Source organism: Acinetobacter sp. TWP2-2-3 (assembly GCF_049896445.1).
GTDB lineage: Bacteria > Pseudomonadota > Gammaproteobacteria > Pseudomonadales > Moraxellaceae > Acinetobacter.
The window spans coordinates 54,945-69,888 of the sequence record NZ_JAFCUI010000002.1 but is presented as its reverse complement, the minus strand read 5'-3'; the positions used below and the strand labels follow the sequence as shown (position 1 = coordinate 69,888).

The 14,944-nt window shown below is 43.2% G+C and carries 16 protein-coding genes; 3 read left to right on the top strand and 13 right to left on the bottom strand.

The features are described 5' to 3' along the window. Positions 1-134: 134 nt before the first annotated feature. A complete protein-coding gene (locus ACP7AK_RS03705; RefSeq protein ID WP_425878956.1) occupies positions 135-1,376 on the bottom strand; it encodes a carbohydrate porin in 1,242 nt (413 codons plus the stop codon). Between the two features lie 482 nt (positions 1,377-1,858). Here ACP7AK_RS03705 and ACP7AK_RS03700 point away from each other — a divergent pair, with 482 nt between their 5' ends. Together ACP7AK_RS03700 and ACP7AK_RS03695 are read left to right on the top strand one after the other, a co-directional pair. Then, positions 1,859-2,467: a DUF805 domain-containing protein gene (locus tag ACP7AK_RS03700; protein WP_313564352.1), complete on the top strand. Its 609-nt coding sequence runs from the start codon at positions 1,859-1,861 to the stop codon at positions 2,465-2,467. Positions 2,468-2,491: 24 nt separating this feature from the next. Beyond that, positions 2,492-3,007 carry a hypothetical protein gene (locus ACP7AK_RS03695; RefSeq protein ID WP_004645901.1) on the top strand — a complete coding sequence of 172 codons (516 nt, stop codon included), beginning with the start codon at positions 2,492-2,494 and terminating at the stop codon, positions 3,005-3,007. 148 nt (positions 3,008-3,155) lie between these two features. On the opposite strand, the gene ACP7AK_RS03690 is transcribed toward ACP7AK_RS03695, so the two are convergent. Then, the gene (locus tag ACP7AK_RS03690) at positions 3,156-3,803 is read right to left on the bottom strand and encodes an HAD-IA family hydrolase (RefSeq protein ID WP_425878671.1); all 648 of its coding nucleotides are present in this window, start codon (positions 3,801-3,803) and stop codon (positions 3,156-3,158) included. Positions 3,804-3,901: 98 nt separating this feature from the next. On the opposite strand from ACP7AK_RS03690, the gene ACP7AK_RS03685 reads away from it, so the two are divergent. Further along, positions 3,902-4,669 carry a hydroxymethylpyrimidine/phosphomethylpyrimidine kinase gene (locus ACP7AK_RS03685; protein ID WP_114541029.1) on the top strand — a complete coding sequence of 256 codons (768 nt, stop codon included), beginning with the start codon at positions 3,902-3,904 and terminating at the stop codon, positions 4,667-4,669. Between the two features lie 79 nt (positions 4,670-4,748). Here ACP7AK_RS03685 and ACP7AK_RS03680 read toward each other — a convergent pair whose 3' ends face one another. From ACP7AK_RS03680 to ACP7AK_RS03630, 11 genes are all read right to left on the bottom strand, one after another. Further along, positions 4,749-5,807 (bottom strand): DUF1176 domain-containing protein, encoded by a 1,059-nt coding sequence (locus ACP7AK_RS03680; protein ID WP_425878954.1) that lies wholly within the window; start codon positions 5,805-5,807, stop codon positions 4,749-4,751. A gap of 3 nt (positions 5,808-5,810) precedes the next feature. Then, on the bottom strand, positions 5,811-8,249 hold the full coding sequence (locus ACP7AK_RS03675; protein WP_425878669.1) for an AI-2E family transporter: 2,439 nt from the start codon (positions 8,247-8,249) through the stop codon (positions 5,811-5,813). A gap of 121 nt (positions 8,250-8,370) precedes the next feature. Beyond that, positions 8,371-8,811, bottom strand: a complete 441-nt coding sequence (locus tag ACP7AK_RS03670) for a YybH family protein (RefSeq protein WP_425878667.1) — start codon at positions 8,809-8,811, stop codon at positions 8,371-8,373. A gap of 429 nt (positions 8,812-9,240) precedes the next feature. Beyond that, positions 9,241-9,603: a 5-carboxymethyl-2-hydroxymuconate Delta-isomerase gene (locus tag ACP7AK_RS03665; protein WP_034436289.1), complete on the bottom strand. Its 363-nt coding sequence runs from the start codon at positions 9,601-9,603 to the stop codon at positions 9,241-9,243. Positions 9,604-9,738: 135 nt separating this feature from the next. Then, positions 9,739-10,077: a zinc ribbon domain-containing protein YjdM gene (locus tag ACP7AK_RS03660; RefSeq protein WP_005263625.1), complete on the bottom strand. Its 339-nt coding sequence runs from the start codon at positions 10,075-10,077 to the stop codon at positions 9,739-9,741. A gap of 124 nt (positions 10,078-10,201) precedes the next feature. After that, positions 10,202-10,648, bottom strand: a complete 447-nt coding sequence (locus ACP7AK_RS03655) for an SRPBCC domain-containing protein (RefSeq protein WP_004281736.1) — start codon at positions 10,646-10,648, stop codon at positions 10,202-10,204. A gap of 242 nt (positions 10,649-10,890) precedes the next feature. Then, positions 10,891-11,280, bottom strand: coding sequence for a ribonuclease E inhibitor RraB (locus ACP7AK_RS03650; RefSeq protein WP_425878664.1), 390 nt, complete (start codon positions 11,278-11,280; stop codon positions 10,891-10,893). A gap of 261 nt (positions 11,281-11,541) precedes the next feature. After that, complete coding sequence (locus tag ACP7AK_RS03645; protein ID WP_425878662.1) at positions 11,542-12,474, bottom strand: DUF4041 domain-containing protein; 933 nt, start codon at positions 12,472-12,474, stop codon at positions 11,542-11,544. 585 nt (positions 12,475-13,059) lie between these two features. Continuing rightward, positions 13,060-13,725: a pseudouridine synthase gene (locus ACP7AK_RS03640; protein ID WP_425878660.1), complete on the bottom strand. Its 666-nt coding sequence runs from the start codon at positions 13,723-13,725 to the stop codon at positions 13,060-13,062. 84 nt (positions 13,726-13,809) lie between these two features. Next, positions 13,810-14,523, bottom strand: coding sequence for an SIMPL domain-containing protein (locus ACP7AK_RS03635; RefSeq protein ID WP_425878658.1), 714 nt, complete (start codon positions 14,521-14,523; stop codon positions 13,810-13,812). Positions 14,524-14,643: 120 nt separating this feature from the next. Further along, on the bottom strand, positions 14,644-14,892 hold the full coding sequence (locus ACP7AK_RS03630; protein WP_425878656.1) for a DUF6868 family protein: 249 nt from the start codon (positions 14,890-14,892) through the stop codon (positions 14,644-14,646). Positions 14,893-14,944: the final 52 nt, after the last annotated feature.

Here is a 14,944-nt window from a genome sequence, read left to right as displayed (position 1 = left end):
CACATGACAGGCATGAGCACCCTTATTGTTAAATTCTGAGTTATAAATACATCAATGTCTTAAGCAGGCATTGCCCATTACTGCAACAAAGCACCTAGAGATTCAATAGTGTATTTGCAACTAAAAACTATGTTTTAAAATGACGTATTAAACTTAATTCCGCCCACCCAGACATTTTCACCGTTTTTGTCCGCACCGACGTGACGCACATATTGCACATTCGGGCGAATGGTGAGCCAGGGGGTGGCATGTAAACCATAATAAATTTCTGCATCGATTTCTTGATGACGATCAGTACTGACATCGTTATTCATGTTGATGCGTGCAATACCGAACGCAATTTCATCTTGAGGACGTGAATCCATCGCGCCTTTGTAAACCAGCCCGATATTTTGCATATCACTGACGTTATTGGTTTTGGAGTCATGCACTGTCGCATTCACAAAGCCGGTCAGACCACGCGAAGCATCACCGTGATGTGCAGTCAATTGTTGCTTGGCAACGATCCAACCCCCATGGTGATGGTCGGTTTGATCTGGATTGGAAATGACTTCAGCCTCAGCTGTACTGTAGTAATAACCGGCGCGATATTCACCCGGTAGTTTTTGTTCACCCAGTTTAGGCGTCCAAACCACTTCTGCAGGAAGCATTACCCCTTTAGAACCATCCGTGCTCAGGTTAAATCCTTTGCCACGTTCCAGATTCTCAGGGTTGTATTCATAAGCACCGATCTGGGCATAAAATTCAGGGTTAATGTTGTATTTGACCCGGGCTGCCCATTGGCTTACTGGCCAGTTGTACCATTGATCACCAACCCAGTTCCCGACTTGTGAACCGCATAGGGCCAGATTCTGAAAATCGCAGTCAAAACTATTGAAGTCTTCACCCTCACCGAAGCGCCCGACTTTCACATCCAGTTTTTGTTCCAGGAATTTTTTCTTGATCCATAAATCAGTCAGACGCCAGGTTTGACCACGGCCCCAGACTTCTTGCACTGAACTTAAATGGCCATTTAAAGCAGCAGCGCTTTGAGACAGTGACTGACCGTTACGCTGAGTGACAGTAATTTGCGCTTCAGTATCTTGCCAGCCTGCAATTTTTGCCAGATCCAGATGTGCCCCAAAAACAAACTGGTCCGCATATTCAGTTCTATGGCTTGAAGATCTTTGTGCATCGATCAAGCTTGCCATTTCACCGGTATAACCAAAACTGAAATCATAGCCCTGATTTTGGAGTGCTGTACGTTGCCCGTTCCAGTCACCGAGCATCCACGGGCTTTCCGAACTGAAAGCAGCTTCAGCATGCACAGTGGTCGTGGTTAAGATGAAAGAGGCACAGCAAAGGTAAAAGGCCTTCGATAATGGGGAGAGATACATTGAATGTGACACCTTCATCACCATATGAAGCTTTTTATTGTACGCCTGTTGATTTTAAAAAATTGTTACCAATAGATAAAAAGTATGAACAAAATGTTATATTTATTAGTATTATTATATACTTTTTGTAAATTTTAAATTTATAAGTATTTGTTTATCATTATATTAAATTTAATAACATCAAACCATAGCTCCAAAGAACAATTTGATATTCATCAGATAGATTTAGCTTTAATTTCTTATAAAAGACTCAGAGATAAATCAGCTCCATTACTATTTAATTTTCTTCATTTCAAATCATGCAACGCTACATTTTTTGTTGATTGAATACTGAATCACTATTGCGATAAGGCTTTTAAAAACATGAAAAAATTATTGTCATTTCACCATAAACTTTTAAAAATTAGATTATGCTAAAGTTATTCTGATAAGAAATTGCGTCGCTTTAAAACAATAATCTAGCTTAATAGACGAGAACAAGCATGAAAGGTTCAATCCTTGATTTTTCTATTCAACACAATACCGGTTTTATCTCGGGGGATGATAATCAGCGCTATAGCTTTAATGGCGCAGACTGGCGTAGTGAGCGTCCACCTTCACGCGGTGATCGGGTCGATTTTATCGTCAATACCGCGGGTGAAGCATCTGAGGTTTATCTGGCCTTAGGCAGTTCTATTTATCTGGGAGAAAAAATTTCCAGTCAGCTTGGCAAATATTCAAATCTGGATCAAGCCGAGGAAAATTACAGCAGCATTGACTGGTTTGTAAAATGTCTGACCAACTATGCAAACTTTTCCGGCCGTGCACGCCGTAAAGAATTTTGGTTCTTTATGCTGTTTTGTGTAATTTTAGGCATTGTTGCTGAGGTAATTGATACAGTTTTAGGCACTAAACCGCTGGTGAATAGCCTGCTTAATCTGGCACTTCTAGTCCCAAGTCTGGCCGTTGGCGCGCGTCGCTTGCATGATGTAGGACGCTCTGGTTGGTGGCAATTACTGACGCTTACCGTGATTGGCATACTGGTACTGATCTGGTGGTGGGCAACTGAAACCAAGCAACAAAACAATGAGTATGGTGCTCCTGCCAAATAACCGAACCTTACAAATCCCGTCTTGATGCGGGATTTGTTTATCGATTATTTAATGACTAAATATCAGCAAAATCAGACTTTCTCCATGCTGCAAGATCAATTAGTGAAATTTCCAGATGCTGTATGGGTGCAAATCTATAAAGATAAAATGCAGCTGATGAATATAGATGGCACGATTACGCATACCCTGCTACCCGATGTGCCCTATGCCCATCCGCGGAGTATTATTGCCGACTTTGATGCAGCCGCGGTGACGCTGAAACGGCTGTTACCATCGTCAATGATGAAGAAACTATTTAGCTCTATAGCACTGCTGCAAATTATGGATCTGCCTGAAGACGGTTTAACCGAAGTTGAAAAGCGTGCGTTACTCGAACTCGGTTATGAAAGTAGCGTGCAAAATGTCATCCTGTTTGACCATGCAGGAAATGCTCTGACCAAAGCCAGAGTTCCCCCCCAACATCGAATGACGATCATCAACATTTTACTGGTGATCATCATTATGGTGGTGCTGGCATCGACCTGGTTTTTGACGCTTTAAATGTTCATCCAAGAGCAAAAATCCCGCACGCTGCGGGATTTTTATTGAGATAACAATCTAATAAGAGAGTTGATCTGTATAGATGTAGCAGCTTATAGACAAAATATCTCTAAAAATCAGCTCAAATAAAATAAGCAAAAATTAGGGTTTATTTAAAATAATCTAGCAACTGATTAAAGCGGTCAATTTTATATTTAGGTTGTGCCACTTCTAACTCTTCCTGACTGCCATAACCATAACTTACCGCTATAGTCTCAATACCATTGTGACGGGCGCCAAAAATGTCATGCTCACGGTCACCGACCATCATGCATTGATCGGCCTGTAACTGTTGCTGCGCTAAAATATACTGAATCAGCTCGGCTTTATTGGTTCGGTCACCATTCAGCTCACTGCCATAAACGTCGGTAAAATACTGGGCCAGATCAAAATGTTCCAGAATCTGTTTGGCATACACTGTCGGTTTTGCTGTAGCGACAAACAAGCGATAACCACGGCGTTTCAGTTCTGCCAGCGTTTCTGCTACACCCTCAAAAACATGATTTTCATAGAGACCCTTGACTGCAAAGCGCTCCCGATAACCCATTAAGGCCTGCTCAGCCAGCACATGATCGGCTTCAACATTTAAAATTTTGGCTAGTGAGGCTTTTAAAGGAGGACCAATAATCCAGTCGATATTGATCTCGTCACTAATCGGATGACCAATTTTTTCCAGACCATAGCGTGCAGACGTCGTAATCCCCACTTTCGGATCGGTTAATGTCCCATCCAGATCAATTAAAATATTCTTAATCACCGCCTATCCCCTCTCATCAGCACCGATATAAATTAATATCGAGAGTTCATTCAAATTTGCCTATACTAATGCAATTTTAGTGAATGAAGGACATCATTTTGCGCCCTACCGTACTTTGCTTTTCCGGTTTAGACCCTTCAGGTGGAGCCGGCCTTCAAGCAGATATTGAAGCTATTGGTCAAAGTGGTGCACATGCGGCAATTGCCTGCACAGCCCTCACTATTCAAAATTCACAGCAGGTTTTTGGTTTCGAAGCCACTTCCAGAGAATTGCTGTTGGCACAGGCCAATGCGGTGGTCAATGACCTGCCCATTCGTTGCGTAAAATCTGGCATGTTAGGCACCACAGACAATATCGTGGCTCTGGCCGAGTTTCTGACTGTACATCCAGATTATCTGTATGTGCTGGATCCGGTTTTGGTCGCCAATAGTGGCGGCTCGCTGGGTAATCAGGAAACGCTGGTCAAAGCATTTACCCAGCTGATTCCATTGGCCACCATTTTAACGCCAAATACGGTTGAACTGCGTGCCCTGACGGGTGAGCAAGACCTCAAACTGGCCACTCAAAAATTGTTTAAAATGGGTGCACAGGCTGTTTTAGTCAAAGGGGGGCATGAAGATACGCCTGATTATATCCAGAACAGCCTGTATATCGCAGGTGAGCTGGTCAACGAAACTCGCTGTCCACGTCTGCCAGGTGAATATCATGGTTCTGGTTGTTCATTGGCTAGTTTCATTGCCGGACGTCTGGCCATGGGTGATCAGTTGAAAACCGCGGTACAGCATGCTGAAACCTGGTTATTTGGGGTATTAAAAAATGCTGAAATTCCTGTTCCGAATGGCCAAAGAATTCCAAAGCGTTTTTAAGGTCACACCTCTTAAAATCAAAACTAAAAAAAGCCTGAGTCATTCAGGCTTTTTTATCGCTGCTATTTTATAAACAATACTATTTGGCCTGATAAATGACTTTGCTTACGTAGGTCGGTAAATTCCAAGTACCACCGGCGAAGCCTTTACATTGCACGGTCAGACTACTGAAGCTTTTGACAAATTTCTTGCCATTCCAGGCCCATTCGTCCTGACTCAGACAATCACCCAAACCACGTACTTTATGCCCAGAAAATATCTGGCCTTGGCTAAATGTTTCTCCCGAGGTCGTCACCAACTGTTTAAATTGCTTGTTTCGATCCATCAGCCAGAAGCCACTACCCATATTATAAGCCCCACGCCAGCATGGAATCTGAATCAGTTGATTCTGGGCATTAATGGGATAAATGGTCATAACATCATCATCCAGAAAACGCTGGCTAAACAGCAAATCACATTGATCTTCCTTGGTGGTGGCTTGCAGTTTTCGAATCATCTGCTGACTTGTTGCCGTATTCAGTTTTGCTTGAGTGACTTTGCCTGACTGATATTTTGGTATCTGAATTTTCGGTATCGCTGCAGCTTTGAGCACCGCCTGATTGGATTTTTTCCCCGGCCTGATCAAGGCTGAGGGCGTAGAAAGTCGACGCTGAAATTCATCCATCTTGAGTAAAACGGCACTGGCACCGGAAGTGGACAGGTTCCAGCGTGATTGGGTATTCTTAAATACAACCGGAGCTGTTCCCTGTACAGCTTTTAGCAAGGCTCGCGTTTGATCAGTACTGAGTTGCCCTATTCCCTCCCGATTCAGACCAATCACACCATAAGGTGTGCTGGCAATTTGTAGCTGAAGCTGTCGTGTAGGTGTGGCAGCAGCTAAGGGTAAAATCTGGACTTGGGCTTTGATACTACTGTTTGCACCCGCAGCACGCTCTAGTAGCACCGAAACCGGCTGATCAATATCTTGATCCGATTGATAACCGGCAGCGCGGCAGGTGCCGGTATTATCACAGGAAATTTCCCAGTCTTTATGTAAAAAATGCAGTCCCTGAATAGCAGCCAGACTCCATGAACTGATACTGGCTAGACCAAATGTGATACTCATGATTTTGATGTTGTAGATCCATTTTTGTTTCATCATTTAGTCCTTATTTAAAACGCTTGCCGAGGTAGCAGGCTGCATCTGCTCAATCTGCTTCTGTTTATCTTTTTTCTTGCGCTCATTGCTCAGGGTCGCCATTAAATCCTGCGCCAAAGCCTTAAGCAGAATCATATCTTCGGCCTGCATCTGTCTCGGTTGTTTATCCAGCAGACATAGACTCCCAAGCGCAATTCCATTTTTATCTTTTAAAGGCACACCAGCATAAAAACGGATATGATGCTGTCTTAATTCTGACAGATGTGGAAAGCGCGGGTCACGCTGCAAGTCTTCTATCACCAAAGGCTCATTCTGATAGAGCAAATGGGTGCAGACTGAATCCTTGCACATTTGTCGGGTTGCAACAGGCTCCTGAGTAAAAGGACTGATTGGAATATACATTTCGTGCTGATTCAGCCAGGAAATTTGTGCGTAATCAACGTCAAAGGCTTGACGGGCTTCTTCAATATATTGTTTATAAAGGATCTGATGACGGTGATCTAATAATCCCAACTCATTTAAAGCCTGCTGCCGTTCTTTTTCATTCTTGATCTCCAGATTCTCAAACCAGCTTTCGCCTTCATTCAAGGTATAAGTTTCGACAGTCAGAATCAGATCATCGACATTATTGACCAGTGCTTCCAGCTCAAAACGTTGTTGCAGTTCATCCAGAAGCTCCAGCTGCATCACACTCCAAGTCGCAAAAATGATTTTCATCTCAGGATATTGCTGCGCCAGTCTATATTTCAGCAACCGAATCTGTGCCGCAGGCGCATGATGAAAAATAGACACACATAAAATCTTGATCGAAGCTGGTAATACAATACCCTTTCCTGATTCACTCGATTGAATCAGCACATCCAGATCATTTCGGGCAGCAATATTTTTGAGATTCAGCGCGTGTGCCAACATGGCAGAAATCTGGGTGTCAATTTCCCAACGTGCACCAACGCAATAGACTTCGGGCTGCTCGGCACTCATCTTACTCGGATAGGCTTTTTGAAACGCATGATTAAAGAACTGCAAGCCCTGATAAAGACGCAACCGGTGTTCGGCAGTAACATCAGTATCATGCCCTTGAGAATAAATCCGAATGGCTGGAATGGCTACTTCGCCATAGAACATCTGTACACGACGGGCCACTTCCTCTGCACTGGGCTTTTTCGGTAATTGCGCACAGATGTAATCATTGGCTACCTGCATTGCATCATTGACTTCATCAGCCACCAGTCGCTGGTAAAAGCGTTCGGAGGGTGACAATACTGGCGTACTGCCAAGCAAGGTTTTGACAAAACCCAGTGCCGGTACATAATTGGACAAAACCAGCAGGCAGGCAGTCAAAGGCGTCGACAAGATCAGCCCTACCGGTCCCCAGAGGGTGGTCCAGAACGTAGCAGCCAGAATAATTGCCAAGGTAGACAGGCCGGTACTTTCCCCATAGAGCCACGGTTCAATCACGTTATTGCTGATCAGTTCCAGCACCAGAATCAAGCCCACAGTCCAGAGCACCATGTCCCAGCCCGGATCAACGGCGAAAGCCAGCGTAATCGGGAAAATAGCTGAAACGATCGGGCCAACATAGGGTACAAAACGCATAACCACCGCAACCAGCCCCCACATAATCGCTGCCGGCACGCCAATCAATAACAGCCCAATCGCCATGGGAATGCCATAAGTGACATTGACCAGCAGCTGCATGCGCAAATAGGTCCCGATACTTTTGCCGGCATCATCCAGCGCATCGGTGCCGATATTCAGATTACCGCCCAAGAGTTTCAGAAAGCGGTCATGCAGGTCTTTGCCATTGAATAAAATTAATACCATAAACAGAAACACAATCCCTATAATCGCCAGTGGATTCAGGATTTTATTCAGCCAGTCCAGCGCAGCCTCTTCACTCGTTGGTTCCAAACCGACCACTTTGACATTCTGCACATTCGGGTCTTCTGTTTCCTGTTCGGGTGTGTCTATCGAATCTTCGACTGTGTCAAAGGTCTGGATCGCCCCATCCCACATACTCGGTCCCTGACGATAGTTTTCGAGCATTTTCAGTTTTTGCTGGATGGTGTCTTGATATTGCGGCAGTTCCTGACTTAGCTTACCGAGTTGCACCCCCAGATAAGTCGCTGTGCCGCCCAGAAAGGACAAGGTCAGGCACATGACCAGGCCAATCGCCGCCCATTGGGGACAGCCCCAGCGCTTTAAACGGGAAACCAGAGGAGAAAGTAAAAATGCCAGCAGAATGGCCAAAGCCAGCGGAATAAAAATATCCCGGCCGAAATACAACGCCGTCATGACTACAGCAGCAATTACAAAGCCTGCCATCATTCTGAGCGCATGTTGGGTGCGCTGCCGCTCGGACTGATCTGGCATCAATACTTCAGTCTGTTGTTGCAGGTTGGCCTGTCTTGGTTTTACTTGACTGTTCTTGTTGTTATCCACCTGAAAAGTCCTAAAATATTATTCCTTCAACATAATTTAGGACTTTCTATATTTTTGTTACAAAGGTATTCCTGTAATCATTTGCAAAGATATTTCACTTAAATCTTTTCAGGTAAATAGATTAACTCACGCTTTTGATCCGGCGCATTTTCCGGGTTTCGAGTTGCACAGGGACTGAAGTATGTTGATGTAACAATTGCCACTTGCCCTGCTGCTTGCTCAGGCACATGCTGACCCGACACCAGCCCAACTGGAAAATCGGTTCAATCACCGCATAATTCACCCGGACATAACCATCGACTACAGCCAGATCAGAAGTGACATGAATATTAAGGTCTTGGCGTTCGATGCGTATGCCTTCCGGTATAAATGCCCGATATTGCTGCCAGAGTGCCTGATAGGCTTCTACACCTTTCACTTCCATACTGACATCGACCAGACGGATATCGGGTCGGCATAATTGAACAATATCCTGAATTTCAAGTCTGGCTACGGCATTATCCCACTCCTGAAGAAATGCCATGACTTCCTGAGCCAATTTTTCATCCCCAAAAACCTGCATAAAATTTCCTTCAACCGGACAAGTCAGACCTGAAATCTGGGATTCAATCAACTCACCGGATTTCTGATCTTTTTGTTCTTATTATTATGCCTATGCTAAAGCGTTATTCTCGCTTTGCTCTTCCCACTGCCGGATTGGATACAGCTCACCTGAAGATTATTTTTTAAATTATTTTTATTTTAATCAGGATGAATATGCTGTTTCTAGATTGGATGATTCAAAAATCAGCAGCGATTAAAAGTTACTTTAGAACTTTTATCGCATGCCTGTAAATGACATAAAGCGTCATTTAAAAATAGAAATAATTTTAGATCTGAATAAAATAGCGAGCTGTTACAGACCAAGTCGATCTGTTTATAAATTTCGTATGGCATTAATAAAGTTTCAAGGCATTTGATCCATGTCATCTCAGCAAATAAAAGCCATCATTCAGATAACAGCTTTACGATAAGTCTGCTTTGGCATTTCAATGATTTCGACACAAAGCTGTATTTTTAATTCAGGTTGTGGCGCAATATATTGCTGCATGACGTCGAGCACCAATTCGGAAATCGCCTGACGAACTTCGACACTGCGCCCACTCAACAGTGAAACTTTGGCATGCACATAGGCCTGATCTGTAACAGCATTCAGTCCAATCACATAATCCCGCTGCATAATCGCACGACTTTTTAAATCATTGGGATCAGTGACATGGCCGGTGTTAAAAAGTGCCTGATGGATCGCGACCAATAAAGGTTTGATCTCGATATGTTGCAGATTGTCAGAATATTCCAGATGCAGGTGCGGCATTAAAGGGATCTCAAATCGAAATGTGAGGATCAGAGCGGCAGGAAAATAATCAGCCCAGAATTTCAGTAATAATGAGAATAATACGATACATCAACCGTATTATTCTCTCGTCAGAATTTTAGTCTAGGGCTAAATTTAAGCTTTCTTTACATATTCTGATTTCAGTTTCATCGGGCCGATTCCCTCGATTTTACAATCAATATCATGCCCATCGGCAGCATCAGGCAGCAAACGGATATTTTTTACCTTGGTGCCCACTTTCACCACTGAAGATGAACCTTTGATTTTCAGGTCTTTAATCACCGTTACGCTATCACCGTCCGCCAGCACATTGCCGTTGGCATCCTTAATGATCACTTGTTCTTCAGTGACTTCACCTTCTTTCCACTCGTGTTCGCATTCAGGACAGATCAGTAGATCGCCATCTGCATAAGTATATTCAGATTGACATTTTGGACAGTTTGGCAGATCCATAAGAACCTCGAAAAAAAGAGAAAAATAAAATAAATGAAACAAATAAGCGCACAGTATAGCATCTTTGTCTGGAGCACTCATGGATAGGACATTGGGATGAAACCTACACAGGAGATCGAAGGAATTAATTGTCTGCAATCTGGGGATTAACCAGCAAAGATAGGAGTTGCAGTGATTCCTGCCAGCTCAAATGACACACCGCTGGCGGCACCACATCCGGATAACCCACCTGAATAATATGCAAACCGGTACCGATTGACACTTTTTCAAAGATGATCGTCACCTCTATTTCACCCTGCAATTCCGGGGTAGAGAACTGATCGGTATAGCGCAGCAGCTGATTGGGAATGACCTCATGATAAATGCCATGAAAATGATGCTGGGTCCCGGTAGAAAAATTGGTAAAGGTGGTTTTATAGCTGCCGCCGGGTTTGACTTCCGCATGTTCTACTTTGGCAATAAAGCCATGTGGTGCCAGCCATTTGGCCAGTGCATCCGGATGCACAAAGGCACGATACACCCGCTCCGGTGGTGCACTGAACACACGATGCATTTTTAAGGTGTAACTCATTTTTTCTTGTCCTTTGTTCTTATTATTTTTTATTGCGGGATATTCCCTACATTTATTGTGACTAAATCATCAGCCTGAGTTAAGTACTCATTTGAGTTATTTTATCCAGTTTTGAGCTGGCTATATATAATGAGTATGTATCTATACTCAAGCTCAAATCTTCGTATAGCAATTAAATAGAGCAATAAAAAAACCCGGCAGCACCGGGTCTCTTACTTTAAATCATTTAAATACAAGCATGATCAGCTACTAAGCAGGCTGCTCTCTTCGTCATCCAGCTCATCATCATAGACATAGGCCATGCAGCCCCAGCCATCATATTCGCCCTGAAATTGTGCAGCGATTTTGCTGAACCATTGTTCCAGATCCACGATATCTTCGTAGGCAGGCTCCATATATACATAAATCGTGATAATCCATTCCAGGGTATCGCTTTCTTCGTCCTGAAACAGGCTAATTTTTTGCTCTTCTTTTAATAGATGCAAGGCACAGCGATCTGCCTGCGCTTCATCCGCAAAGGCAATCGAAAATTCAATTTCGTGCGCTTCTTGCAAGTCGTCGCCATCCTGATGCATTTGCCACAGTACATTGCCATTTTCATCGTCAGGGAATTGATTGTAATCACGTGACATAGAAGTATCCTTATTATGATGCTGTTTTATTCTGCATTTAAGATTAGCTGATTTTTGTACAATTATCGAGATACAGACAAAAAATATTATCTTTTAACCATAAATAAACATATGATTTTTATAAATATAAAAATAAGTAAGGGGATCAATATATTCAAGATTCCTCAAGGCCAAAAATCCTGAAAAATATCAGGATTTAAACCAACTTATAGCATTCAGAATACTCTGGTAAAAATCTTCTAGACCTATGAATGTCATGATCTACGCGATGTGTGGATGCAGATGGTCTTGTTTCAGTTGCAAAAGCAGCGCAGCAAACTTGAGTTCCTCTAGACGCAGATCAAGATAGGATTCCCGAATCATCGCCTGACTCAGTGCCTGCCCGGTATAATTCAGCAAGACATAATCATCCTTTAAGGCTTGCAGCATCTCGCCTAGATTTTCTGTGCTTAATTGAGAGAGATATAAATCTGCCTTACAGTTGAAAGCCAGACTAAGGATTTCAATAGTACTTCGACGGCGATTGTCGTCGACATAATTACAGCTCGCCACCTGCTGTTTTTCTACAGCCTGCTGAATTCTGTCACGGACATTGCGTAAATGCCGAACCGCATCCGTTTCGCTATAACCCTCAATCAGCTGCTCTAAAACCTGTGTTGCGGGAAGCTGCAAGCCGAAGCGCTGGGCCTGTATTTTATGCTCTAAAGCACTCAATACCTCTTGCAAGCGATGCTGTTGTTTGGCCTGTTCATAATAACCGTGCAAACTTTGTCGGGCCTCCTGCTCAACCTCGGCCACGGCCTGCGCCTGAAACTGGGCAAGATAATCTTTTACTCTTGCGATATAGGCTTTGAGATCATCGATCATGATCGAAGCATCCAGCTTGGTCGCTTCAACAAAGTTTTCGGCCTGCAAAGTCCGGTTAATAATATATTGCTCGATATCCCAGATATCCTGATATTTTTTATATTTATTCAGCGCAATGTTTAAACTGCCATTCTGTAGCCGCAATTGGGTGATTTCATAATTCAATTCATCGACTTGAGTTTCATAATCTGCCAATTTGCTGCGGGAATGATCCAGGTTTTCCTGTAAAAACTGGATATTGCTGCGTAATGAAGCCTGTACCTTTAAGCTCCATAGCAATGCACATATTAAAATACTCGCGAGAACGAAGAGAGCCATACTGAGCATCGTTCTTTCCTTTAACCCCGGGCAGCGCCCTAAACCATCAAATTAAAAATTTATTATAAAGTCATGATTAATTTTGCATCACTTCGGCCAGATAATCAAAGCCGTTGATCAATACTAAGTCATTCATTCATTTTATTTTTCTACAAAATTTTTATGTGCAAGTCATGTATGACTGACTACTTTCCAGCTCAAGACAAATCCATTCTGAAACAACTTACGATATTTTTTATATCAAAGGATATAATTTGAAAGTTTAAAAATAATGAAAGGAAGGTTAAAAAATCATAAAAATAAAGGCATCAGGCCTATAGTGGGAGATAAAAGAATAAAAATTCTCTAGGCTCATCATCAAGAGATAAACCGAACATTAAAAATTTATGTGCGGTAGTGACAACCGATCAGGCAATGGATCAGTAGAAAATTTCATTTGAACATGCTTGTAAAGCTACTCATCTCCAAGCTACTATCGAAATAAATTCTCACACTTTTTATTCGGGTTGCCCAGTTTAAGGGCTTGAACCTCATTATATTTATGAGCTTAAAAAGCATGTGTCCGGTTGAATCTAACTATTAAGCAGAATCAAATTAGAACGGTATGGCTGCCTTAATTTCGACCGGGACACCACTCAAAGGCTGGGTAAAAGCCAAATAACTGGCATGCAAGGCCATACGATTTAAAGGACTGCGCTGGGGTTCAGGATGATAAATTTTGTCTCCAGTAATAGGATGACCGATATGCAGCATATGCACGCGTAGCTGATGGGAACGGCCAGTAATTGGTGTCAGTAGTACCCGGCTAATGTCTTGCTGGGGTAGATATTCTAAGGCCTGATACAGGGTTTTGGCGGCCTTGCCCAGTTCAAAATGCACCATCTGACGCGGACGGTTTTCCCAGTCGGCAATCAAAGGCACATCAACGCTGCCCTCACCTTCAAGTTTGCCTTGTACCAGTGCAACATAATTTTTATGTACCGTGCGTGCCTGAAACATTTTACTCACCGCCACTTCTGCATCGCGGTGTTTGGCAAACATCAAAATACCGGAGGTGGCCATATCCAGACGATGGGTAATTTTGGCCTGCGGATACTGGTTCAGAACCCGCAAATAGGCACTGTCATGATGTTCAGGTAAACGCCCCGGAACCGACAATAATCCGGCCGGCTTTTCAATTACCACCAGATCATCATCTTCATAAACGATATGCAGTGGTTCTTGCGGTGGACAATAGACAAAGTCATGGTTGATGGGCATTTTAAGGGTACAGCATCTGGAATAATGCGCGCAAAATAACAAGCGGCTTCTAGGCTGTCAATTACCGTGCTTGACCAGCTCAGCTTAATCTGCCAGATAATAATCGACCGTCGAGACCACGCGTACTTTTTTCAAATACGGCGTATTGCTGTCGCGATCTTCAATACTAAACAGCCCCTGATTGGCGGACTTGATTTTGCCCAGACTGCTTTTTGAATCTGCAGCAAATTTTTCCGCTACACTTCGGGCATTTTCGGTGGCCTGTTCAATCATCGCAGGCTTGATGTCATTCAGCTTGGTAAATAAGTATTCCGTTCTTTGTCCGGAATCATCTCCGGCAAAGGCAATGCCTTTTCTACCCAAAGCCACCAGACGACTTTGTGCCGAACGCACTGCATCTATTTTATGGGTATAGACCGTAATGGTCTGGCTGGCGGTATAACGCAGTGCGACATTGGCATCCCCGCCATATTGCTGGGCATATTTATCAGTAATACTCGGTGAAGCACTGGTAATTTCTTCCACGCTAAATCCTTCATTTTTTAAGAAGGTCTGAATTTCCTGGGTATTGGTTTGCATGGTATCGTACAATTCAGCCAGATCCTGACTGCCGGCATTAAAGCGGATTGGCCATACCGCCACATCGGCTTTGACTTCACGTTCCGACAAGCCTTTGACCGAAACTATACGTTCATATTGTTTAATTTTCAGCGCGCTATTACCCAGAATCCATCCGGCAATAATCATCCCTAAGCCGATCAAGGCACCTAAAATAAGGGCCGGTTTGAATTGATTCATCCTTCAACTCCTTTGAAATCTTTTTTCGTTCTTATTGATCCTGTCACGCTATCAAGTAGCGATAAAATGATACTAATTCAATCTTATTTTTATCACTCTAAGATTTAATCAACCTAGCACTTAGCCTTGATTCATCAGATAAATTGCCATTAACGGCGTCAGGTTAAACAGTAAAATCCCGATTTTATAGAGCGCCATACCTGAATAATGAATCACATAAAAACTGGTCTCTGAGAGCTGAAACCATTTTCCATGTACCTGTTTCATCCAGTTTCGGGCAAAGACAAAGACCATGAACCAGATCATGAGAATGACATAATTGATGAGTGTGCAAAACAGTAAAAAACGGCACCAGACATCGAGATTCATGAGGATTCCCCTAAGGGGCGGCTGATGTTTTTAAAATAACAGATCATGTTGA

Bases quoted from the DNA above. Each gene is read 5' to 3' on its own strand.
- ACP7AK_RS03695 (WP_004645901.1), top strand. From the start codon at position 2,492: ATGCGGGATTTGTTTATCGATTATTTAATGACTAAATATCAGCAAAAT.
- ACP7AK_RS03650 (WP_425878664.1), bottom strand. From the start codon at position 11,280: ATGTCACGTGATTACAATCAATTCCCTGACGATGAAAATGGCAATGTA.
- ACP7AK_RS03640 (WP_425878660.1), bottom strand. From the start codon at position 13,725: ATGCCCATCAACCATGACTTTGTCTATTGTCCACCGCAAGAACCACTG.
- ACP7AK_RS03635 (WP_425878658.1), bottom strand. From the start codon at position 14,523: ATGAATCAATTCAAACCGGCCCTTATTTTAGGTGCCTTGATCGGCTTA.
- ACP7AK_RS03655 (WP_004281736.1), bottom strand. From the start codon at position 10,648: ATGAGTTACACCTTAAAAATGCATCGTGTGTTCAGTGCACCACCGGAG.
- ACP7AK_RS03705 (WP_425878956.1), bottom strand. From the start codon at position 1,376: ATGTATCTCTCCCCATTATCGAAGGCCTTTTACCTTTGCTGTGCCTCT.
- ACP7AK_RS03680 (WP_425878954.1), bottom strand. From the start codon at position 5,807: ATGAAACAAAAATGGATCTACAACATCAAAATCATGAGTATCACATTT.
- ACP7AK_RS03645 (WP_425878662.1), bottom strand. From the start codon at position 12,474: ATGCTCAGTATGGCTCTCTTCGTTCTCGCGAGTATTTTAATATGTGCA.
- ACP7AK_RS03630 (WP_425878656.1), bottom strand. From the start codon at position 14,892: ATGAATCTCGATGTCTGGTGCCGTTTTTTACTGTTTTGCACACTCATC.
- ACP7AK_RS03670 (WP_425878667.1), bottom strand. From the start codon at position 8,811: ATGCAGGTTTTTGGGGATGAAAAATTGGCTCAGGAAGTCATGGCATTT.
- ACP7AK_RS03665 (WP_034436289.1), bottom strand. From the start codon at position 9,603: ATGCCGCACCTGCATCTGGAATATTCTGACAATCTGCAACATATCGAG.
- ACP7AK_RS03660 (WP_005263625.1), bottom strand. From the start codon at position 10,077: ATGGATCTGCCAAACTGTCCAAAATGTCAATCTGAATATACTTATGCA.
- ACP7AK_RS03700 (WP_313564352.1), top strand. From the start codon at position 1,859: ATGAAAGGTTCAATCCTTGATTTTTCTATTCAACACAATACCGGTTTT.